Origin of the sequence: Lentisphaera araneosa HTCC2155, assembly GCF_000170755.1 — a bacterium.
In the GTDB taxonomy this organism is placed as follows: domain Bacteria; phylum Verrucomicrobiota; class Lentisphaeria; order Lentisphaerales; family Lentisphaeraceae; genus Lentisphaera; species Lentisphaera araneosa.
Genome location: NZ_ABCK01000007.1, coordinates 1 through 21,822, shown reverse-complemented (window position 1 = coordinate 21,822; position 21,822 = coordinate 1). Strand labels below are relative to the sequence as shown.

Below are 21,822 nucleotides of genomic sequence, written 5' to 3'. Positions count from 1 at the left end.
AGATCTACAGTGAGCTTGAGAGTGAATTAAAAGTGTAGCGCAACCATAACTTTACCATAAATTAACTCATTTCAGTGTCACAGGAAAGCCTCTGAGTTTTGAATTTATTTTCAGAGTCTTCTATCTTTAAGTCGGTAAAAATTACACAAAAGATTGAGGATACCTGATTATGGCTAGCAAAGTAACAAAAACTGCCGTCAAAAAGTTCAAAGAAGCTTTTCAAAAGCGTGTGGATATGACTTTGGCAAAAGATTTGTCAGAATGCAATAAGCACGACCTTTACATGGCTTTGGCCTACACAGTGCGTGACCTTCAGGTCGAAGCGTGGAAAACAACGAATCAAAAATTGGCGAGCAAAGACGCTCCCAAGAGAATGTATTACATCTCCCTAGAGTTTCTCATGGGTCGTACGCTAGGTAATAGCTTGATTAACTGTGGTTTTTTTGATCAGGCCGATACAGCGCTCAAAGAATTAGGTGTTGAGCTCGAAGACCTTCTCGATGAAGAGATGGATGCGGGACTTGGCAATGGGGGTTTGGGTCGTTTAGCCGCTTGTTTCCTCGACTCAATTGCAAGCTTAGATTTACCAGGCTTCGGTTCAGGTATTCGTTATGATTATGGGATCTTCCGTCAAAAAATCGATCATGGTCATCAAGTTGAAGAGCCCGATAACTGGTTACGTTTTGGTAATCCTTGGGAAGTGGTTCGCCCGGAACGCAAGCGCGTTATCAAGTTTTACGGACATGTGGAGTGTTACAAAGATCACGACGGTAAGCAATGGTGCACTTGGGTGGATACCGAAGATGTTCTTGCGATGCCTTACGATACGCCAATTCCAGGATTCTCCATGGGCACAGTCAATACACTTCGCCTTTGGTCAGCGCGTTCGATCTTTGGTTTTAACCTCACTGATTTCAACCAAGGCGACTTCATTAACGCCAACATCCAAAAATCGCTCACAGAAAATATTACAAAAGTTCTTTATCCCAACGATAATAATTACGAAGGTAAAGAACTGCGCTTGAAGCAGCAGTACTTTCTTGCAGCGGCAACACTTGCCGATATGATTGAGGACTTCAAAGATCTTGGCTTACCAATTTCTGACTTACCAAAAAAAGTCGTCTGCCAACTCAATGACACTCACCCCGCAATTGCCGTACCAGAGCTGATGCGTATTCTCATGGATGACGAAGGCCTCACTTGGGATGAAGCTTGGAACATCACTCGACAAGTTTTTGCCTACACAAATCACACTTTACTTGCAGAAGCATTAGAGAAATGGCCCGTGGGTTTAATCGAAAACTTACTTCCACGTCACATGCAGATCATCTATGAGATCAACTATCACTTCTTGCGTGAAGTGGCGCAAAAATACCCAGGTGATAATGAGCGTCAGTGCGATATGTCGATCATCCAAGAGGGTGGCGAGAAAATGGTTCGCATGGCTTACCTCGCGATTGTCGGTAGTTTTTCAGTTAATGGTGTGGCCGCGATGCACACAGAACTTTTGAAGCATGATTTGGTCAGAGATTTCTACGATCTCTATCCAAAAAAATTCAACAACAAGACCAATGGTATTACACCTCGCCGCTGGTTGAGGAAGTGTAATCCTGAACTCTCTGAACTCATCACTTCCAAAATTGGCGACAAATGGGTCACTGATCTCGACGAGTTACAAAAACTCATTCCTTTTGCAGAAGATAAAGTTTTCCGCAAGGAAATTTCTAAAATCAAAAAGAATAACAAAACGCGCTTAGCTGAATACGTAAAGGACCTCACGGGTGACGAACTTGATGTCAATTCAATCTTTGATATACAAGTGAAACGCCTTCACGAATACAAGCGTCAGCTGCTCAATATTCTCCATGCGATTCATTTGTATCAGAAGATTAAAGCGAACCCCAAGGGGCACTACACGCCACGTACAATTATCGTTGCCGGTAAAGCGGCTCCGGGTTACTACATGGCGAAGCTCATCATCAAGATGGTGAACTCAGTTTCGGCAATCGTCAACAATGATCCAGAAGTGAATAAGTTTCTCAAAGTCCTTTTCCTTCCCAACTACAGCGTGAGTATGGCAGAAGTTCTCGTTCCAGCCACTGACCTCTCCGAGCAAATCTCTACTGCAGGTAAAGAAGCTTCGGGAACAGGCAATATGAAGTTTGCCCTCAATGGTGCTTTAACTATCGGTACTTTGGATGGTGCAAACGTGGAAATTAAAGACGCTGTTGGCGACGATAATATTTATATTTTTGGTCTCGATGTTGATGGCGTGACAAACCTTAACCAAAACGGTTATAATCCTCACGACTACATGCCACACGGTTCTCATTTAGCGAATGCACTCGACTTGATTTCTTCTGGCTTTTTCTGCCCAGAAGACCCCGAGCTGTTCCGTCCATTAGTTGATTCACTCACCATAGGTGGTGATCACTATAAATTGGCGGCGGATTTTGAAAGTTATTCTGATGCTCAAGAACTTGTGTCTAATGATTTCATTAAGGAAGACGATTGGGCAAAACGTGCTATTCTCAACATTGCAAATATGGGCGGCTTTTCATCCGACCGAACAATTAAACAATACGCAGAAGAAATATGGGATATAAAGCCCTATTAAGAGAGTAAAATGATAACATCAGATCAACTGCATGAGAAACTCAAAAATGTGACGGTTGCAGGTTCTACCTGCAGCTACACAGAAGAGTACTGCGATAAGATCGCTCCAATGATTAATGAGATTAACCGTCTCAAAAAAGAAACAAACACAGTGATTCTCGCGCACTCCTACGTCAATCCAGAGATTGTCTATGGTGTGTCCGATTACACGGGTGATTCCTACCAACTCAGCCGCAATGCGCTCGAGAGTGGAGCGGATAACATACTTTTTGTCGCTGTGAAATTCATGGCGGAAACCGCAAAAATCCTCAACCCCGAGAAAAATGTCTATGTACCCGCAGCACTTAATGGCTGTAGTTTAGCTGACTCGATCACGGGTGCTAACGTGCGCAAATTGAAGCAAGACAACCCTGATTATACTTTTGTTTGCTACATAAATACCACTGCGGATGTGAAAGCTCAGTGCGACGTATGTGTGACCTCGGGCAATGTTTATAACATTATCGAAGACCTCCCAACGGACAAGATTTTCTTTGTTCCCGATAAATTAATGGGACTCAACATCATTGACGAAATGAAGCGTCGTGGCGTTGAAAAAGATATCAAACTCTGGGATGGCGTTTGCTACGTACACGAAGAATATGATCCCGATATGATCGATTATATCCGTGGTGAATTTGATGGTGTAAAAGTTTTGGCCCACCCCGAGTGCAGCCCAGGTGTTTTACATCACTCCGATTTTGTGGGTTCAACGGCTCAGCTTCTCAAGTTTATGGAAACATCTGCTGCAGATGATTTTCTCATGCTCACGGAATGTGGCCTCTCGGCTCGCCTTCAAGTGGAGATGCCCGAAAAGAATTTTGTGGGTTCTTGCTCAGTATGTAAATACATGAAAGCAAACACACTAGAGAATGTTTTGGAATGCCTAAAGAATCCAAAAGCTCATAATGAAATTCACCTCACTCAAGAGGATATTGATGGTTCACGTCGTTGTATCGACGCCATGTTCCATTACGCTGAAAAGCGCAAATAACTATTGCCAGATGCGATAATTTTATCGCAACAAACTCAGTAGTGAATTAAGGCAGGTACTTAGGTATCTGCCTTTTTTATTGCAGTGGAATGACTTCGATTTGAGGGTAGTTGGCCATGGCTAATGAACGATTGATACTCTTATCTTTATGGTGAATACTGAGTTCAGTTTTCCCTAAATGTGAATTTTTGAGCTCAATCTGGTAGGAACCCCAAGTAAAACTTTGCGTATCAATTTTTTTAATCGGGCTATGCAGAGGTGGTGAAAAATAGAGGGGGCAATTCATCTCAAAACTCTGTTGGTGAAGGTATTGCTGAAATTGAGTTGGCGTTGAGCGTGGGTTGAGAAATGTGAGGCTTTGGAGCCTTTGCTTATTGAGCAAGCTGAGTGAACCTAAAGAAGAATTTTTGCGATTATCGCAAATGAGTAAATCAATGCGCGAAAGTCCCCGTTTATCACATTCGTTTATAAAGAAACTCGCCGCCTGAAAATCACTGCAGTTGATTAAGAGACTTTGATCCTTTTCGAAAATAGCGAGGGAAACTTGCTCTTGACCAGTGCCCCGAAAGATAATAATCCCCTCATCATCGTGATTCCATTGCAAAAATAAGATCAAAGAGAAAAGCAGAGACGAGAGTAAAATCATTTGAGTTTTAACTGTGGGGCGTAAGCGCAAAATCATTAGAAAAGAGAGAGAATACAAGGCACAAACAAAGCCGGGTAAATCTCCTAGCTTAAGCGAAAATTGTGAGCTCATATTTGCGAGTCCCGCAAAAAAATCCGTAAAGCTATTGAGTAAAGGACTTAAAAAGGGAAGGGCACTCGAAAGTAGGGCGCAAGCCATAAGCGGAGCAGCTAAAAAGATACAAATTAAGTTAACCAAGAGGGAAAAGGGATTACTATTTGCCGAGAGGTAAATATTCATTCCTAAAGAACTCATGTAGGCCACAAAAGTGATGCCAAAAGTTTTGAGAATCTTATTTTTTAAGTGATGCCGATGATAAGAAAAACTTTGTCCCCAATTAATTTTTTCATCGAGAATTTTGCAGAGTTCATCTAAGGGCTTGAGACTCATGAGCAAAGCAAAAATCACTAGGAAGGAAAATTGGAAGCCAGCGAGTAGGACTTGGTTGGGATCAAAAAGTAAGATGACAAATCCAGCCGCATAAAGGCTATTGAGGCTGATGCTACTCTTACTCAAGCAAAGTCCAATGGACCAAATACTAATCATAACCCAAGCCCTCAGTGCAGAAGCCGGTAAACCCGTCATGATTAAGTAGGGAATTAGAATGATGGGGAGCAAAGAGAATCTCCACCATACGGGAATTAATAGCAGTCGCATAAGCCATAAAAGAATAAAGGCAACGATACCCACATGTAAACCAGATACGGCAAAGATATGCATCAGTCCTGATCGTCGGAGGGTATCTTTTTGGCTACTACTGAGTTCTTGTTTGAGACCAAAAAGCATGGCGGTGAGAATGGTATAATTCCTTTCATTGCCGAGTTGCCGTTCCAAGCGACCCAAGAAATTATCTCGCCCATTGAGAATGCTTTTTTGCAGAGATTTTTGAGGGGCGATTTTGATATCTTGTTCAGATAGAGGAATGAATTTCCAGAAAATACCCCGGAGGTGTAAATGCTTGATGTAAGCCTGGTCGGAAGCGAGCTGACTACTTACGGGGACTAATGAACCTTGGCAGCTTATCTGATCATGGAAGTGAGTTTCCAGTTCTCTTGGCTTTTCAAAGAGGGCCTTAAAGTCAGTCAATTGAGTTTGGTCATGACCGGTGAATGACTGTACAGAAATTTCAATGGTCCTCCGCTTCGTCTGGCCATGAACGATTTGGCTATCATCGACTCGAGCCAGTAGTGAGCCACCCATTGCCTTAAATTTTTCAGGTTCCCGTTCTTGAAACAAAATCGCCCAGAGAGCACCGAGTAAAACAAAAAAAATTAGTGAGTAAAGCTTTTTATAAAATAGGAAAAGTAGGCTACTGAGCAGAATGAGGCTTTGAGCCATGAGGGGCAGTGAATGCCAGGGAAGAAAAGTGATAAGTCCCACAATAAACGCCCCAAAAAATCGTTCCAAAGGGTATGCATGGCAGTCAATAGACATTTTTGTACCTCTCCTCATTCAATCGGGACAGAAATTTTATCCTGCCCGATATATATTTGTGCTCTTAATTTAATACTGGGAAGTCTATGAAAAAAATATTTTACTTATTAATGTCTTTGCTTTTTATCCAAAGCATTTGTGCAGGGACAATTAAGTTTCGTTCTCCACTAGAAGAAAAAATTTACCACTACAGTGTGCAACTCGCTTATCACAAAGCCAACACGGATCCAAAAGCAGCAGATTTAAAGAGCCTCCTCGCCTTTGTTCATTTCATGCGCCCCGACCTAGGTGTGGCAAAAAATATAAAAACGAATTTAATATATGGGAAGCCCCAGTCGGTTAAAGGCCGTGATACGAGCCAGTTCTTAGGAAAGAACTTATCTGACCGAGCTGTTGAATTAGAGGGTGATAAAGATAAGCGGGAGTTTCTTTATATTTACGCTCAAATGGCAGAGAAATACACCAAGCTTAACGAGTCAACTCACCTAATTATGGATGATGCTCGTGCATCAGCATTTAATTTAAATTTAGCCCACTTATTTAAAATTGCAGGATCACCAGAAATCTACGATGTGGAAGTTGAGGCAGCACAGTTAGCAGCTGAAGCCGAGCGTCAACGCAAAGAAGACGAAGAAATGAGACGTATTTCTGGGAGTGATGACGAAGGTGGCGGTATTGAAGAAGATGATTTCAAATCGCTTTTGCAGAATCATAAAATGACCGTGGCTTACTCAGAAGTCTCAGCTATTAGCATGCTCAACGAAATGATACACGCGATGTATTGGTTGGGAGTGACTTTTGAATATGAAGGTATTCGCCTTTCTCACCTAGGGCCAATGAAGGCGACAAATGGCGCTGTTTTTTATAAAAGTGTTTTACCTCGTCCTGAAAAAGAAACTTATACTTTGGCCAATAAATCAGTACGAGACATTCTCGAACATATGTGCGAAAGCCTCAATCTCGAATATAAAGTCGAGGGTAATTCGGTGAAAATAACGGATGCTCCGCCACCCCTTTTTCCTGAGTGGGGCACGGCAGGCGTTCCGGCTTATGTCTTGCAACAAAAGCTGAGAAACTACAGCCGTACGCAGATTGAGAAGTATAAAGGCAAGGAATTTAAAGTTAACGGTTACATACAAAACATGGGGACAGGAAGTAGCCGTAATTATATGCTGACGCTTGATTCCGATCAGATCATTATGCAGATTCCTCTCTACAATGTTGACCTCGCGAACTGGAGTGACCTCAATGACAAAATGAAGACTTGGAGAACAGAGAGTAAGAAATCTAAGAAAGATTCCATGAGCAAAAATCGTCGCGATCGTCCCCAAGGTGAATTTGAGCGCATTGAATATGGTTCAAAAAATGTCTATGTAACAGCCTACGTGACCGCAGAGGGTATTAAGGGTGGCAAACTCTACCTCAGCAACGCAAAAAAAGTAAGCGTCAAAGGACTTGGTCGTCGTATTACTTTGGATGAAGACAACGATTAATAAATGAGTCAAGAACAGCCCATTGTCCTCAGCTTTGATGCGGGGACAATTTTAGTCGATCGAGTCGGTGATCAGCACCGCGAGCTCCTCAAGGGCTTACTAACGTATGATGAACGCGTGCGGACTTATCGTGCTTTAGCGATGAACTACGCAAAAATTGTCATGACTTTGCATCGGGCAAAAATCCCTTTTCTTGATGAAGCTAAAGATTACCAAAAACAGAATTTTGCCATGCAAAATGGCATGAGCCCGCGAGCTCACCAGAGCCAGGCTTTTGAAGCATGGCGAAAGGTGAATTGCCGCGGCATGGTGGTTTTACCCACGGGGGCAGGTAAATCTTTCTTGGCCTATATGGGCATTCAGTATTGCCAACGCCCAAGCCTCATTCTTGTTCCCACCATTGACCTCATGCATCAGTGGCAACGCGGTTTGAGTGAATGCTTTGCTTGCGAAATCGGAATGCTTGGTGGAGGTGAAAAAGATGTGCAAAATATTACCGTTAGTACCTATGATTCAGCCTTGTTGATGATGGAGTGGCTCGGAGATCGTTTTGGACTGTTGATTTTTGATGAATGTCACCATTTGCCAGGAGACCGCATGCGCCAGGCTGCAATCATGTCTTTGGCGCCTTTTCGTCTTGGTTTGACTGCCACACCCGAACGCTCTCACACGGGGCTCAGTGAATATGGCGGCCTGACTGGCCCACTTTGTTTTCGCATGGAAATTGGTGAACTCAAAGGGGAGATCCTCTCACCTTATGAGACCCGTCGAGTTGAGCTCGATTTAGATGAGGATGAAGAATTTCTCTATCACGAAGAACGGCAAATTTATTTAGATTTCCTCAAGCGTTGTGGCATTAGTTTTTCCAATGGCGATGGCTGGGCCCGCTTTATCATGGCCTGCGCCCGTAGTGATGAGGGTCGCCGTGCACTAAAAGCCTTTTATGCCCAGAAAAAAATTGCCAATTGTGGGCGAGCTAAATTTCGTCAGATCTGGCAAGTGTTTAAAGATCATGCGGGGGAAAGGATTTTGATTTTTACCGCAGATAATGATACGGCTTATGAAATTGGTCGTCGCTTTTTACTCCCCGTTTTGACGCACCACACCAAGTCCGCAGAACGTAAAAAAATGCTTGAGCGCTTCCGCTCGGGCCAGCACCCTATTTTAGCGACTTCAAAAGTTTTGAACGAGGGCGTCGATGTACCAGAAGCGAGTGTGGGTATCGTAGTCTCGGGCAGTGGCAGTACGCGTGAACACGTGCAGCGCTTGGGACGAATTTTGCGAAAATCGCAAGGGAAACAAGCCGTACTCTATGAACTCATAAGCCGCAATACCAGTGAATTTAATGTATCTGAAAGAAGGAGGCAGCATAGTGCTTACGAAGGATCTCGTTAAATTTTCCCGTCGCAAAGATCGCATTCACCCTCATTCGATAAAAACGGATCAGCAAGGCTTACTGGATCTTGCGCAGGATCTGCTCAATATTTATCAATTTGGCGAAGGGAAAAACCGTCAGGAACTCGAAGAAGAATCGTCCATTATTATCAATGGTTTTTCGACACCCCTCATGGCTCGTGGTCTCAACCGCCTATGCCTGGATCGCTGCGAGTTCACTCAATGCTTAGAGGTCGATTTCGCTTCGGCCCGTGAACAAGTTTTTGATTTGAGTGCGAAATTCTTAAAAGAAGCAGATAAATACGATTTTGAAGGCTTTCGTGATCAGATTGAAAGTCAGGTGGCCAATGAATTACAGGAACTCGTTCACGAAGATCTTTATGGGGACTTACCTCATAGTGACCTGCTGCTCAAGTTTAAAGCTATGCGTCCAGTGGACCTCTTGCATCGCTATAATTTAGCTCAAGTGCAGTACCACATGTTATTTGCCGGAGATTTAGCTCTGACGCTCAAAAAAGTCGAAGCGGCTGAATTGCGCAAGATCTTTAAATACCTCAAATTTTTTCGCTTACTCGCACGTATTGAAAGCCCCCAAAAAGGGACCTTAAAAATCACCATCGATGGCCCCATAAGCCTTTTTGAAAACACTCGCAAATACGGTTTACAGCTGGCTAATTTCATTCCCGCCTTTGTGGATTGTGCTAATTGGCAATTTGAAGCTAAAGTCGATTTGCCGCGCTTTAAAAATAAGGTGCTCAAGCTGACACACCGAGCGGGGCTCAAGAGCCATTATAAAAATTTCAGTGCTTTTGTACCCGAAGAAATTCGTCTCTTTCATAAAACTTTTGCGGACAAAGCAAAAGATTGGCAAATCGTCGGAGACACTCCCTTTGTGGAAATGGGCGAGGAAGGCAAGCAAGAATTGATTTTCCCCGACCTCAGTTTTGCGAAGGACGCAAAAACGGTGCACATGGAGCTTTTTCACCGTTGGCATGCGGGGGCATTGCGTCGTCGCCTCGACCAACTCTATACTAAGCCCAATTGTCAGCTGCTCATCGGCATTGACCGTAGCTTAGTGAGGGCATCTACTTTTAAAGAAGAAGTCGAAAGCCATCCCTATTTTGCAAAGCACGGCTTTTTATTTAATGACTTTCCTTCCGTTACTCGCGTTAATTCTTTGTTAAAAAGCTTTTCATGAGCGAGTTTAAAGGAAAACGACTTTCATGAAATCATTCTCTTCATTGCTCATACTTTTGCTCTTTGCTTTGAGTTCTTGTCAACAAGAAGCTCAAAAGCCGTTGGCAAGTGCCGAAGCTCAGCAAATGCTTCAGCACTGCCTCGTCTGTCACGATAACAAAGAAATGCAGCGTGGCCCCATACTCGATGGTTTAGACGAAGCTTACATGTTAGGGCAAATACAGAAGTTTAAATTAGCTCAGCGCGGAACGCACCGATACGATTATCAGGGGGAGTTGATGGCGACGGCCATTAAAGACTTAAATGAGCAAGACGTAACTCAAGCGGTGGCCTTGCTAGCGAGACGAACTCCTCGGAATTATTTACGCACGGTGAAAGGCGATTCAAAAATGGGCAAAGACCTTTATGAAAAGAATTGTCTCGCTTGTCACGGCGACTCCGCCCAAGGGCTCAAAGAGGCGAATACGGGCAGCTTAGCGATCTTGGAAGATTGGTACCTGCTAACTCAATTGCGCAACTATAAATCAGGGCGCCGTGGTTATCACGAAAAAGATATCGAAGGCCAGGCGATGCGCGCACTTGTCACTCCCTTGAGTGATCAAAACTTTAAAGATATTGTGGAATACATTTCTTATATCAATCTCGGAGAATAGAAGATAACTCTAGAGTTGTCAGATCGCTCCCCTGCAAGACCGCTGCGCTTGCAGATTTTTGCTGGGAGCGCCGATTGTTAATCGGCAAATTTATTTCCGAGAAAATTAAAAAACAGGCTTAACCCTGCTTTAAATCTTTGTGCCATTGAATGAACATGAGGGCGGCCCAAAGCTTGTGCTGATGATTGGCACGTTTGCTGAGGTGTTGCTGAAAAGTCTCTTGCAATTGTTTATGATAGAAGAAGTCAAAAGTATGGGAATCGTTAATGAGGTCCTGAGCCCAATCTTTGAGGTCGCCGCGCAACCATTCGGCAATGGGTACTGCAAAACCTTGCTTTGGGGCCTCTAAGTTATAATCGGGTAGATGTCTTCCAAGAAGAGACTTAAGGACGCGTTTTTTCATGTTTTTCTCGGGTCCAATGAGGCTATCCATACTCATGGTCCAAGAATGTTCCACTAAACGATGATCGATTAGTGGTGAGCGTAATTCTAAACTTGTGGACATGGAAGCACGGTCAGCTTTTTGCAAAATATCATCACTGAGGTACATCATTAAATCGGCAAACATGTACTGGCGAACGGGATTGAGAGAATCGGGCCATTCATCGGAGTCTGAAAATAAGTGAATACCATCTTGTCCGTAGGACAAAACTTCATTCGGATTTGACCAGAGAGAATGCAGTTCGCGATAGAGCTTACGCGAGTTTGTTTGGCGTAGTGCTTTCGTGAATTTCGCAGCTTTATCGGCAAAGAGATGTGGTGCTTTTTTGCCCTTAAATTTATAAGCCATCGCAGCTAGTTTATTGAGTGTGGCAGGTCTTAGGAAGTCAACACCATGACAAATAGCTTTATTGATAAAATTAGGATATTTCTTACGCATCTCGAGAATTTTTTCGCCCCATAAATAACGCTCATAACCGCAGAATATTTCATCACCGCCATCGCCTCCAATCGCCACCGTGACTTGTTTGCGAGCCAATTGAGAAATGAGTGTGGTGGGCAAAATCGAGGAATCCGCAAAGGGCTCATCACAAATATGAGGTAATTTGGGAATTAGTTTGAGGGCATCTTGGGCCTGTACCATAAAGGTCGTGTGGTCAGCACCAATGGCTTTTGCGGTGATTTCTGCCTGAGCACTCTCATTATATTGGCTTTCATCAAAGCCAATGGAGAAGGTTTTGAGTGCTTGGGGATGAATTTTTGCGGCCATCGCACAAATGAGTGAGGAATCTATTCCTCCAGAGAGAAAGGCTCCAACTGGCACATCGGCATTTAGTCGTAGGCGAATGCTATCTTCGAGCAAGCTTTCGGTTTTTTCGACATTTTCCGCAAAGCTCAATTTTGTGGGTTCCTTGACGACAATTTTGTGGAGGTCCCACCAGGCTTTAATATTTTTCACAGTAAAACTTCTCAGTGAAAAAGAGAGAATGTGACCAGGACGAAGTTTGTAGCAGTTTTTGAAAATCGAATAAGGTGCAGGTACATAGCCAAATTGCATATACATATGAAGCGCATCTTGAGAGACTTCTGCGTTGAAGCTGGGCGCCTTCTTGAGGCTGTTGAGCTCAGATGCAAAAAGGAAGTGGTGATGAGAAAAGGCGTAAAATAAGGGTTTCTTCCCCAGATGGTCACGAAATAATTTAAGCTCTTCATTAGCGCGATCCCATACAGCAGCCACAAACATGCCATTGAATTGTGTGAGAGCTTCTTCGACACCCCAATAACTTATGGCGGCGAGTATGGTCTCGGTATCCGAGTTGCCTTGATAGGGATAGGGTGTGGTAATCTTACTCCGAATTTCTTCTGAGTTATAAATTTCGCCGTTAAATGAAATAACGTAGCGACCACAGGCGCTGTGCATAGGTTGCGCACCAGCGGGACTTAATTCAATGATGGAAAGTCGTGTATGGCCCAAAGCCATGTGATTACCAAACCATTTGCCATTAGCATCGGGACCACGGTGGTCGAGCTGGGTGACCATTTCACCCAGAGCATCTCGATCTTCAATGCTAATTCCTCCTTTACTGAGGAAACCCGCAATCCCACACATGATAATGTCCTATTGTTTTGACAAAATTTACTCTTTGTCAAAAATTTTACACGAAAAGCTGTTGGTGAAGTAGAGCTAATTGTCGTTTATGGGGATAATAATGGAGATTTTCTTAAAAAATTAACAGGATAAGCTCCCTATGGGCGGATTTAGCTACTTTTTGGGGAGCGGTTCAGGGATAACTTCTCGTAAAACTTGGCCTTGTTTAAAGCTGCCACTAATGATTTTTGCGTAGCTAAATTTATCTTTGACTTCGCTGATTCTGACTCTGCCGATGAGCTGGCTATCGGAGTAACCCAAAATATCACCTGTTTCGGGGTCAATGAGGGGAGAGCCTTGAAAAAAGGCGGAGTATTCAGCGCCCAGTTTAATAGCCCGATTTTCCCCTCCGGAAATAATGACGGTGTCACCTTCGTTGCGAATGACTCGAGGGTACCACTTCTTATCGGCAATGGTTTTATTAATTTCGAGCAGAGCTTGATGCATGAGTTCTTTACAGGCTTTTCCCAAGGGTGTGCGGTAAAAAGACCCACTGCCAAAGCTCATGTTTTTGTATTGACCTGCCACGTCGAGTGAAGTCGCATGGGCTTTACCTTCGACCTGCTTAGAGGCAATAATCTCGCCACTCTCGACCTCGATGATGTAAAGTGTGACCGTAACCACGGCAACGTGGGTGCTGCCCGAGAAACCCCAGTTACTAAAGAAAGCCGAGGCGCCGGTTTTTGCCACGTGAGCAAAATCGGTGACTGAACCCTTGAGCAAGTATTGCACATTTTTTAGGCGGCCACGGGCTACTTTACCCTCGGGACGAAAGAGTTTGTCTTGTTGAATGTTGAGCTCGCCAATGACGGCATCAATATTTTTTCGAGTGAGAACTTTGTAGCGCTTGGATTGCACCAGCTCATCAATGAGTGAATCGCGAATGCCTTCGCCTACGTTCCAACGGTAGCGAAAATGACTCTTATCAGCAAATTCTAAAACGGCAATGGTAGGAATCTTTTTATCAATGACATCAGCAGGTAAACGCTTGGAGTTCGTTTGGCAGGAACAGAAAAGTATGACTAAGCTGAGTAAAGATAAAAGTTTCATTTTGAGCTCCTAATTAATCTTCGTCCTGAGGACCAAGGTACCATTTTTTTTCGTAGAGAAAAGTCTCTAAATCATTGATGAAATCATCAATTTTAAAGTTGATGTGATTTTCGAGGGGAGATAAGAAATCTTCGTGTTTGCGATCTTCGCGATAAGCCGGTTGCTTAGAAGGCGGAGTAAGGTACTTAAGGATTTTTTCCATAGAGTCATTTTTGAGTAAAATAACACAGGAATAAACACTCCATTCACGCGGCATATAAAGAGAGGCACCGAGGAATTTTTTGCCTTGGTAGGAGAGGTCGTAGTTTTCGCGAATTTCTGTGGCTAAGCCATAAGTTTCGTAGAGAAAAGCTTGAATCGCTTTGGAGCTATGGCGTAGGTAACGGTCAATATTGAGTTCTTTTTCGCGTTCATAGCGAATGGCCACACAGGCACAACCCTCGTCGAGAACCACACAACCCCCGCCACCCATGCGTTTAAAAACGGGGATGGCGTCGGCCTTGGTATTATCGAGATGAATTTCTTTGTGAGCTTTTTGCGAACGTCCCAAAACCACTACGGGATGTTTGGGTTGCCAAACTCGTATGGGGCGAGCATCTTTTTCTAAAACGCTTTCCCCAAGCGGTTCCTCCGATAGGAAATCGGAGTTCTCCGAGAGTAATGGGCGGAATTTATCCATTAAGCCTCAATTTCTGCGTAATTGACAAAAACGCCGTGGGGTTTACAGCAAGCTCGCACACGAATCCAACCGACTTGCAGAGGCTCGGGAGTCTGAATATAAGCTCTGAACTCCGTTCCTTCGTCACCATAAAATTCGTCGTATTTCGCGGGCTCTGGGAAAGCGACCGTATGAACATTATTGAGACGGTCAGTAATTTCTACCCAAGTCCAATAATGGCCGTTTTTGTGGGGGTGCTCTTTGCCATTGCTGCCAAAACTGACGATGAATTCTTTTTTGTTGCCAGAGATTTTGACGATGGGCTTGTGCTTATCCATGGCAGATTCACTACGCTTTTGTCCGTCGTAGTCAGAACCATTAAATTTGTAGTAATCAAAGCCCCTCTCAGGTTTGGTGAGGAAACTTGAGCTTTCGGCATAGGAAAAAGGGTCTTCGTCTTGATATAAATCTTCAACTTCTTCGCTAGATTCACAAGAGGCCAAGAGGGCCGTACCTGAGGCGACGAGAGCTGATTTGATAAAAGTTCTACGGTTGTTCATTTTTGACTCCATTAAGTAGATGACACCAAGCAAGATAAATCATATACTCAAATGCTCAACTGCTGGAAACTGTTAATTCCTCTGAGCAGGAAAATTAATCTTCTTCTTCGTCAAATTCTCTTTGGAGTAGGAAGGCGCGTAGGGCTGCAAAACCAATGCCAATTAATACTGTGAAGCCGGTGGCAAAGTAGTGAAAAAAGGCCACATCCTTAATTTGACTTTTATTAAAGTGATCGAGGCAGAGAACGTGAAAATCGTGGGTGAGGTCACCTTTTCCCTGCATATAATTAGCGAGGAAAGCCGCATCATTTCTCAGGCTATGGGCAAAATCCAAGTTTTGGGAAAAGATAAAAAAGGCGCAGGCAATATAGAGACTACTTTCTATGTTGTTCACGGACTGGCTTCCCGTTAAACCACGGTAGAGGAAAATCGCTGCAAAGACAAGTTCGGTACCGTGCCCCATGTAGATGCGCATGATATCGGCCCATTCGTTGCGACTAGTTAGAGCAAAGACAATGAGAAACCCGATGTTACAAATAAGTGGTATGAGGTTTTTTCTCAGATAAAAAATCCCGTAAATTAAAATGGCATAGGTCACATAAGTTATTTCAATTTTTCTGTGCATATGCACGGCAACGCCCCCGCCATAAGTAAAGTCGAAGGCAGGGATAGAGGGGTAGCCGTAGAGCCAACCAAAAATTGAGTGCCCAAGTTCATGCACGAGTATGGTAAGGTAGGAGAAAATGAAGCGAGTGAATTGGAAGTAAAAAGCTAAGACCCCTAAAATGACTCCACTCAGCAAACAGATGATGAGTTCTTTATTTTCCTTTTTCATTTTTTATCTCTCCCTAAATGATCCAAATGTCACATAAGATAAGCAAAGATATTTGATAGGAAAAGACCAAATTGTCAATTAAGGACCTATATTTACAGGATATTGAGTTTAAATGTGGTGATAAATGAAAAAAGCGATAAAGATAAGGCTGGGAGTCTATGTGGGGCTCTATCTTGCTTTGGGCTTAGTGCTTTATGCCGTGCAGACCAGTTTGGTTTATTATCCGGTGAAAAATATTGAGCATCAGTACCCCGTTTTAGTTTTGGAAAGTGAGGGAGAGAAGATCTCCGTTTTAAAAATTGAGGAGGGGCAATCGCAAGCGGTTATTTACTTTGGGGGCAATGGCGAAAATGTGGTGTATTCAGCTCCCCAAATAGCTGAGCTTTGCGAAGATCGCAGTTTGTACCTCATGCAATATCGCGGTTATGGTTCGAGTACGGGAAAACCATCACAAAAAGCTATTTTTGCCGATGCTCTTAAGCTCTATGATGAACTGAAAATTCGATATGATCACATCAGTCTCGTGGGGCGTAGTTTGGGTACGGGAGTCGCCGTTTACCTGGCAAGTCAGCGACCCGTTGATAAAATGGTTCTGATCACGCCTTATGATAGCATACAGAGTGTGGCGCAAAAACGTTTCCCAATTTACCCCATGTCAGTGGTACTGACAGAGAAGTATAGGTCAATTGATCGAGTTCCTGTACTTCCTGTTCCCACCTTGATTCTCTTAGCTTATAATGACGAAGTCATCCCCATGGCAAATTCCCAAAAGTTGATTGCGGCTTTCGCAAAAGTAAAACCCCAAGTCGAAGTTATTAAGAATGCGGGTCACAACGACCTCTCCGAGCGTCAAGAATACAAAAAAGCCATTAAGGATTTTTTTCTCATAGAATAACTATTTCTATTTCAAAAGAGCTTCTAATCATAGCTTAATAAATGAAGTGTGAATTAATAAATATGAATAACCATTAGAGTGCATGATGCGACCCATAAGAGAAGGACGCTGACCCTCTCGAGCTCTCCCAGCAAGGATTTGCCAATCCTTGACCAGGCGACTAAGTGGCTTTGCCCTGCTTTAGAATAATTATTTCTATTTCAAAAGAGTTTCTATTCATAGCTTAATAAATGAAGTGTGAATTAATAGATATGATTAACTCTGTGTTCTCGGAGTCCTCTGTGGTGAAACTTTATCATTAAAAATGAGCCGGACTCTATGCCGTACCTTCGGCACTCAGATATTTGCTTCAATTAAATTTCCTAGCTCTCACAAGCTAGGCTGTGTTATGTCGTACCTTTGGTACTTAAAGCATAACTGTCAAGTCCTGAAAAATAGTTGTCACTTTTGTTTATGTTAATTGACTAATATTTATGCACATTGTGTTTCATGAACAACACTTGGAAATGAATATTCCAAAGCTGTATGAGGGCGACAATTATTGTATAAGTAAATAGCCTGCTTAATTGCTTTTTTAGCATCTTTAAAGTTCTTAAATGTTTCGCGTAAATGATATTCATACTTCAGTATTCCGTTGACTCTTTCAGCTTTTGAATTTTCATAGCAATGGTTTTCTTCAGTCATACTGACAGGAAGATTTCTATTCGTCAAGATTTCAATGTAATCGTGACAGCAGTACTGAGACCCACGGTCAGAGTGATGGATGGGGTATGACCCTTTTGGGAGACTTTTTAAAGCCATCTTTAATGCTTTGATACATCCTACAGCTTCTAAACTCTCTCCCACATTATAAGCAATAATTTTTCTAGAGAAGGCATCTGTGATTAACGCTAGATAAACAAAGCTTTTTGCAACTCTGATGTAGGTTATATCACAAACCCACACCTGGTTAGGTGCGGTTAACACCTTATCCTTTATTAGATTTTTGTAGACTTTAAAACGATGCCTAGAGTCAGTAGTTCGACAGTACTTCCTCTTTCTTTTGATTAATAGGCGTTCTTCGCGAGCTATATCGAATAAGCGATCTCGTCCTATCTGTATAGAATTCTCTTTGAAGTTATCTACTAACATATTCTGCAGCTTTCGAATTCCGAGCTCAGATTGAATGCAACGTTGTTCTTTAATAAGATCGATCACAAGTTTTCTATCTACTTCTTTTTTGGTGCTTAAAGATTTATTTTTATAGAAATTTTGCCGACTCATATGGAGGTGATTACAAAGTTGTTTAACAGTAAAGTGGCTATTCATTGATCTGACTCTTTTGACCGCTTCACACCGACTTTTTTTTTGAAGGCTTCTTTATCAGATACGCCGAACTCATCACAAGCTATATCAAAGTAAGCTTTATTCATAACATCACTTATCGCTAGTTCGGTTACTGTTTTCTCTAACTCAGCAATATGCTTTTTAAGAGCTTTAATCTCATCAATATCATTTTCTGTTTCCACTTTAATCACCTTTGGTAATAAGTCTGTTCTACCATACTTTTTGACCCAGGCTCTTACTGTACAAGAGCCTGATATCCCATAAGCTTGGCTCGCTTCTCCACAGCTTATAAATTTACCTTTGGAGATCTCGTTTACCACTTTTTGTTTAAATGATTCACTATATCTTATTGTATCTTTCATAGGTTTTTCCTATTTTAGATGACAACCTATATCAGGACAAGACAACTGCCACCTGCCACCTGCCACCTGCCACCTGCCACCTGCCACCTGCCAACTGACCAATTATCTAATGCAAATGCAGGTCCGCGAGTGAGGATTTGATGCGGCGGTAGAGTAGGGCAAAGAGGGTGAGGGTCGGCAAGATGGTGAAAGTCGCTCCGGCCATGATGACTGCGAGAGGCTCGCCGAGGCTCGCCCCCATGAGTTGACTAAGAGCGAGAGGAAGGGTCTGTTTATCGGGACTTTGCAGTACGATTAGGGGGAGCAGGTGTTCGTTCCAGGACATGATGAAATCTAAGAGAGCAAAACTGAGCAGAGCGGAACTGATTAGCGGTAGGGCGTGAATAAAGGTGCGCAGTTCACTGGCGCCTTCTAAGCGACAGATATCAAGCATATCATTGGGAACTTGTTTCCATATTTGTGTGAAAAAGAGCAGTCCAATCGCATTGAGTGCGCCAGGTAAAACGATGCCGGCATGGGAGTTGCTCAGCCCAATAAAGTTGATCCACTCAAAGAGGGGCAGGATGAGGGCTTGTTTCGGGATAAGAATCACCAAGATGGCTAAAGTAAAGAAAAATTTCTTGCCTTTGAAATCAATTTTTGCAAAAACATAGCCTGCGGAGGCACTGAGGGCCACGGCACCAAAGCAGTGCAATAAGGCAATAATGAGTGAGTTAGTGAAAACTTTTTTAAAGTCAAAATATTGATACTTCTTCAAGTGATCATAATCCGCCTGTAACTGAGCTTTTTGCTTGAGGTCGTTTTCCTGCGCGATTTCGCTTTCTAGTTTATCGAGGTGACGGCGATTGGAATTGAGCAAGATATCAAAGTATTGGAAATCGAGATTGCTGAGACTGGTCCACATGGATTCGGTCTCCTCAATAGCTTTTGTGGGAGCTTCAGTAGTGGGGCTCGGGCGATCAAGTTGAGCTAATTGCTTCTTGAGTTCTTGCAGGGAAGTGACTTGTTCAAGAGTGAGCTCTTCTTGGGCTTCGAGTTCTTTGATTTTTGATCTAATTTTGCGTTTCTCGCGAAAAGCTTGGGCGCGATTTTTGACTTTGGAATCATCTTGAATCTGTTCCTGTCGGGCCTCAATAAATTCTCGGCTCTGAGGCAGTAATTGCGTCGATTGATAGATTTCTGGATTGGTTTTAAAGCTCGAGAAAAACATCCAAATAAAGGGATAAATAAAGACCAAAGCAATGCCAGTCAAAATGAGGGCAGACAAATTGCTTTTGGCGAGTTTATGGCGCTTCCAACTCATTGAACTTCATCCTTTTTCTGGCGCCAAAAAAGCACCCAAATTAATGAGGCCAAAAAGGGTACAACCGACATGCTGATGGCGGCAGCGCGATTGAATTGCTGAAAGGTGAAACCAGTTTGATAGACATAAGAAATCAGCAATAAGCCTGCGTCATCAGTGCCACCCGATCCACCGAGTAAGCGATAGGAGCCTGCGAACATCGCAATTGAATCAACCATTAAATAAATGATGGCAAAAAGAATGACGTGGGAGCAGGCGGGGATGCGTAAATGGATGAGTCGTTTGAAGAAGTTAGCACCTTCAAGTTCAATCGCTTCTTCGAGATTTTTGGGGATGGCCTGCAGAGAGCAGAGGAAGAAGAGGGTGATGAAACCCGTCCAACGCCACACAGATTGAAAAATGAGGGCAAACATGATGAAGCGCGGATCTTTTTGCCAATTGATGTAATCGGGTAGGCTCTCAGCCCAAGGCGAATTGATCGATTTGAGTAGGGCAATAAAAGGCGTCGCCACAAATTGATTGAGAATGCCATTTTCACCGTGAAAAAAGAGCAGGAAAAGAATCGAGAGAACAATTGGCGGCGTGATGCCAGGGACAATGAGGATGAAGCTGAAAATGGGGCGTAAAAACTTGTGGCAGGCCAGCAATAAGTGAGCAATAAAAAAGGAGAGGGGAACGATAATCCCTATGGCACCCAGGGTATAGATGGTGGTGTTTTTAATGGCTTTGTGGTAAGAGGGATCTTTGATGAGGTCAAAGTAATGACTCAAGCCAATAAATTTCTCAGGGCTGGCTTCGTGATTAATAATGTCGGGATCCGACGTCAGGCTCATCATCAAACCCTGACAGAGTGGGATCAACCAAAAGAGAACCAGGAATAGAAAAAAAGGAAATAGCAGTACGGCTGTACTGCTATTATAAGGTGAGTGAGCTTTGTGCAATTCGGCTTAGAGCTTATTTATCTTTTGGGTCCTTATCATCAGGACCTTTACCACCCATTGAAGCGCCTTTGTCGAGCATAGTTTTGAGTTCTTTGAGCGCTTCTTCAGCAGTTTGGTAACCCATCATTACTGAAGCAAAGTATTTTTCGCGCATGAGGAAAACGCACATGCCACGTTTAGCATTCATGTTGATCATGGGAAGATCAGTAGAAACGCTGAGTACTGTTGCCCCAAGTGATTCGTGGGGGAAGTAAGAGTTAGTTGCGAGGAGGCGCGCATCTGACCATGCGGGTTTGTAAGCAGGGAAACTATTGCGATTAACGAAGCGAGCCACGTTGGCTTCTTTATCGGTCATTACCCATTGCATGAAACCCCAAGATTTATCGACGTTCTTGCTGCCTTTGTAGATCATTAGACCTTGGCCGGCAAAAGTAGCAGATTTGAAAGATTTCTTTGTCTTCTTATCAGTCCATTTAGGGAGCGTCGCAATTCCCCATTTTCCTTCGAGTGAGGGACAAAAGGATTGAATCATATCGAGCCCATACCAATCGGCACCAATGATCGCAAGCACTTCGTTGTTTTCTACATCGCCAGAGAAAAAGACAGGGTCAAAAATTGTGCCGCGGTCGGGCATTACGGCGACTTTATTTTTTTGCATGTCAGCAAGAAATTGCAGTGTATCAACGGCGAGATCAAAGTCAGGGAAAGCATTGCCTTTTTCATCGAAGAGGCGGCCACCACGCTGACGAAGCAGAACTTCGAAGTAACTGGGGTCTAAGGGGAGAAATTTTTGACCTTCAGCTGCGAGGTCTTTGCCCAAAGTAGTGAAGTCATCCCAAGTTTGAATATCGCTTGCAGAAATACCAAATTCTTCGAAGAGGTCTTTGCGGTAGAAAATTAAGTAAGCACTGATGGACTGAGGTAGGCCATAGATCGCTTTGTCTTGACTAAAGAGCGCAAGACGCTGAGGATGAAAATCTTTTGCGATATCCGCTTTTTTGACGCGATCAGCGAGATCGAGGAAGGGAGCTGGTCCGCGCAAGAACATGCTGTAAACAACTTCGTCTAACTGAACAATATCAGGCGTGCCGATACCCGTTTTCATGGCGACGCTGAGCTTATCGGGCATTTCCATGAAGCCAAAAGCAGAGATTTCGGCATTAAAGCTGGGATCAATCTTTTTATAGCGGTTGACCATCTCTTCATAGTACTGCTTGTCTTGAACTGAACTAATCCAAATTTTCACTGGCTCTGCAGCGGTACTGACAAAGCTGAAAAGTAGAATGCTAAGGGTAAG

The 21,822-nt window shown here is 43.3% G+C and carries 18 protein-coding genes; 7 read left to right on the top strand and 11 right to left on the bottom strand.

Annotation, left to right across the window (positions count from 1 at the left end):
- Positions 1-169: 169 nt before the first annotated feature.
- Positions 170-2,617, top strand: a complete 2,448-nt coding sequence (locus LNTAR_RS08495; RefSeq protein ID WP_007278268.1) for a glycogen/starch/alpha-glucan phosphorylase — start codon at positions 170-172, stop codon at positions 2,615-2,617.
- A gap of 9 nt (positions 2,618-2,626) precedes the next feature.
- Entirely contained in the window at positions 2,627-3,649 is a 1,023-nt protein-coding gene (gene nadA, locus LNTAR_RS08490) for a quinolinate synthase NadA (RefSeq protein WP_007278267.1), read from the top strand.
- A gap of 76 nt (positions 3,650-3,725) precedes the next feature.
- On the opposite strand, the gene LNTAR_RS08485 is transcribed toward nadA, so the two are convergent.
- Positions 3,726-5,768, bottom strand: coding sequence for a ComEC/Rec2 family competence protein (locus LNTAR_RS08485; RefSeq protein ID WP_007278266.1), 2,043 nt, complete (start codon positions 5,766-5,768; stop codon positions 3,726-3,728).
- Between the two features lie 86 nt (positions 5,769-5,854).
- Here LNTAR_RS08485 and LNTAR_RS08480 point away from each other — a divergent pair, with 86 nt between their 5' ends.
- The 4 genes from LNTAR_RS08480 to LNTAR_RS25425 are packed head-to-tail and all read left to right on the top strand — an operon-like array spanning position 5,855 to position 10,506.
- Positions 5,855-7,261, top strand: a complete 1,407-nt coding sequence (locus tag LNTAR_RS08480; protein WP_007278265.1) for a hypothetical protein — start codon at positions 5,855-5,857, stop codon at positions 7,259-7,261.
- Positions 7,262-7,264: 3 nt separating this feature from the next.
- Positions 7,265-8,656, top strand: a complete 1,392-nt coding sequence (locus tag LNTAR_RS08475) for a DEAD/DEAH box helicase family protein (protein ID WP_007278264.1) — start codon at positions 7,265-7,267, stop codon at positions 8,654-8,656.
- Complete coding sequence (locus LNTAR_RS08470) at positions 8,634-9,854, top strand: DUF790 family protein (RefSeq protein WP_007278263.1); 1,221 nt, start codon at positions 8,634-8,636, stop codon at positions 9,852-9,854. The genes LNTAR_RS08475 and LNTAR_RS08470 overlap by 23 nt, the downstream gene beginning before the upstream one ends.
- A 25-nt stretch (positions 9,855-9,879) precedes the next feature.
- Positions 9,880-10,506, top strand: a complete 627-nt coding sequence (locus tag LNTAR_RS25425; RefSeq protein ID WP_007278262.1) for a c-type cytochrome — start codon at positions 9,880-9,882, stop codon at positions 10,504-10,506.
- 118 nt (positions 10,507-10,624) lie between these two features.
- On the opposite strand, the gene asnB is transcribed toward LNTAR_RS25425, so the two are convergent.
- The 5 genes from asnB to LNTAR_RS08440 form a co-directional block, all read right to left on the bottom strand.
- Entirely contained in the window at positions 10,625-12,556 is a 1,932-nt protein-coding gene (asnB, locus tag LNTAR_RS08460; protein WP_007278261.1) for an asparagine synthase (glutamine-hydrolyzing), read from the bottom strand.
- A gap of 153 nt (positions 12,557-12,709) precedes the next feature.
- Positions 12,710-13,645: a CsgG/HfaB family protein gene (locus LNTAR_RS08455; RefSeq protein WP_007278260.1), complete on the bottom strand. Its 936-nt coding sequence runs from the start codon at positions 13,643-13,645 to the stop codon at positions 12,710-12,712.
- Between the two features lie 13 nt (positions 13,646-13,658).
- Positions 13,659-14,324 (bottom strand): lipoate--protein ligase family protein, encoded by a 666-nt coding sequence (locus LNTAR_RS08450; RefSeq protein WP_007278259.1) that lies wholly within the window; start codon positions 14,322-14,324, stop codon positions 13,659-13,661.
- Complete coding sequence (locus tag LNTAR_RS08445) at positions 14,324-14,863, bottom strand: twin-arginine translocation signal domain-containing protein (protein ID WP_007278258.1); 540 nt, start codon at positions 14,861-14,863, stop codon at positions 14,324-14,326. Before LNTAR_RS08445 ends, LNTAR_RS08450 begins: the two co-directional genes overlap by 1 nt.
- A 94-nt stretch (positions 14,864-14,957) precedes the next feature.
- Positions 14,958-15,698, bottom strand: coding sequence for a hypothetical protein (locus LNTAR_RS08440; protein ID WP_007278257.1), 741 nt, complete (start codon positions 15,696-15,698; stop codon positions 14,958-14,960).
- Between the two features lie 124 nt (positions 15,699-15,822).
- On the opposite strand from LNTAR_RS08440, the gene LNTAR_RS08435 reads away from it, so the two are divergent.
- Positions 15,823-16,593, top strand: a complete 771-nt coding sequence (locus LNTAR_RS08435; RefSeq protein ID WP_007278256.1) for an alpha/beta hydrolase — start codon at positions 15,823-15,825, stop codon at positions 16,591-16,593.
- A 471-nt stretch (positions 16,594-17,064) separates the two neighbouring features.
- Here the strand turns inward: LNTAR_RS08435 and LNTAR_RS08430 are convergent, their stop codons facing one another.
- The 5 genes from LNTAR_RS08430 to LNTAR_RS08410 form a co-directional block, all read right to left on the bottom strand.
- Positions 17,065-17,901, bottom strand: coding sequence for an IS3 family transposase (locus LNTAR_RS08430; protein WP_007277234.1), 837 nt, complete (start codon positions 17,899-17,901; stop codon positions 17,065-17,067).
- Positions 17,898-18,281: a transposase gene (locus LNTAR_RS08425; RefSeq protein WP_007277235.1), complete on the bottom strand. Its 384-nt coding sequence runs from the start codon at positions 18,279-18,281 to the stop codon at positions 17,898-17,900. Before LNTAR_RS08425 ends, LNTAR_RS08430 begins: the two co-directional genes overlap by 4 nt.
- Before the next feature lie 106 nt (positions 18,282-18,387).
- Positions 18,388-19,584: an ABC transporter permease subunit gene (locus tag LNTAR_RS25420; protein WP_007278255.1), complete on the bottom strand. Its 1,197-nt coding sequence runs from the start codon at positions 19,582-19,584 to the stop codon at positions 18,388-18,390.
- On the bottom strand, positions 19,581-20,420 hold the full coding sequence (locus tag LNTAR_RS08415; RefSeq protein ID WP_157473413.1) for a carbohydrate ABC transporter permease: 840 nt from the start codon (positions 20,418-20,420) through the stop codon (positions 19,581-19,583). Before LNTAR_RS08415 ends, LNTAR_RS25420 begins: the two co-directional genes overlap by 4 nt.
- A 118-nt stretch (positions 20,421-20,538) precedes the next feature.
- Positions 20,539-21,822: ABC transporter substrate-binding protein (locus LNTAR_RS08410; RefSeq protein ID WP_007278253.1), on the bottom strand; the 1,284-nt coding region annotated here is incomplete at its 5' end.